General features: G+C 66.5%; 1 protein-coding gene. It reads right to left on the bottom strand.

The window, feature by feature from the left end:
• A partial coding sequence (locus B7L92_RS38715; protein WP_081241687.1) for an AAA family ATPase occupies window positions 1-780 on the bottom strand: 780 nt, incomplete at its 3' end.
• Window positions 781-798 lie beyond the last annotated feature (18 nt).

The following is a 798-nucleotide window of genomic DNA, read 5'->3' as shown; positions in this document are numbered from 1 at the left end:
CTTGCCCGTGAGCGGGTCGCGGGCGCCAGTCAGTGCGTCCAACACCCTGCGCTTGAGGGCGTTGATGCGCTGCTGTTCCTCGCTGGCCTCGCGGTCGTCCTCGTCGCGCTGAACAGGCGCGTAGAGGTGGGCCTCGGCGTACTCCTGGGTCTCGGACTTGACGACGAGGTCGGCGTACCAGTGCATGCCGCTGGAGTGAGACAGGCCGTTCTTACGGATCTGGCCGGGCCGGTCCTTGGCGACGCGGATGGTTGATTTGCCGGTCACGCCGATGCCGAAGGGCCGCCGGTTCTCCAGCATGTACATCACGCCGTTGAGCCCGTTGAGCTTGTGGACGCCGCCGATGCTGTACCGGCCTCGGTTCTCCGAGGACTTGACGACGTGGTCGAGGGTGACGACGGCGGCCCCCGAGTTCTGCAAAGGGCGCAGCAGCATCCGCCCGAACTTGGCGATGTCGGTGTTGTCCTTCAGCTCCAGGCCGAAGAGGCTCATGCCCTCGGTGACGCCGTCGACGATCGCGAGAGTGGGTTCGTGGTCGAGGACGGTCCCCAGGTCGATGATGTCGATGTCGCTTGGGCTGTTCTCCGGGCGGACGTAGTGGAAGCGCTCCAGGACGTCGGCCGGGTTGGCGCCGAGGCAGAGCAACCGGCCGACGACGCCGCCCGCGTCGTCTTCGAAGTCGAGGTAGAGGACGTGGTTGCCGCCGTTGATTTCCTGGAGGCAGGCGATCAGGGCGAACCAGGTCTTGCCCGCCTCGGACTCGCTGGCGACGCTGTTCATCCGGCCCGGGTAGAAGAG

The sequence above is a fragment of the Streptomyces viridosporus genome (assembly GCF_002078235.1).
Lineage (GTDB): Bacteria > Actinomycetota > Actinomycetes > Streptomycetales > Streptomycetaceae > Streptomyces > Streptomyces viridosporus.
The sequence above is the reverse complement of the archived record's forward strand: the minus strand, read 5'-3'. Positions and strand labels throughout refer to the sequence as shown.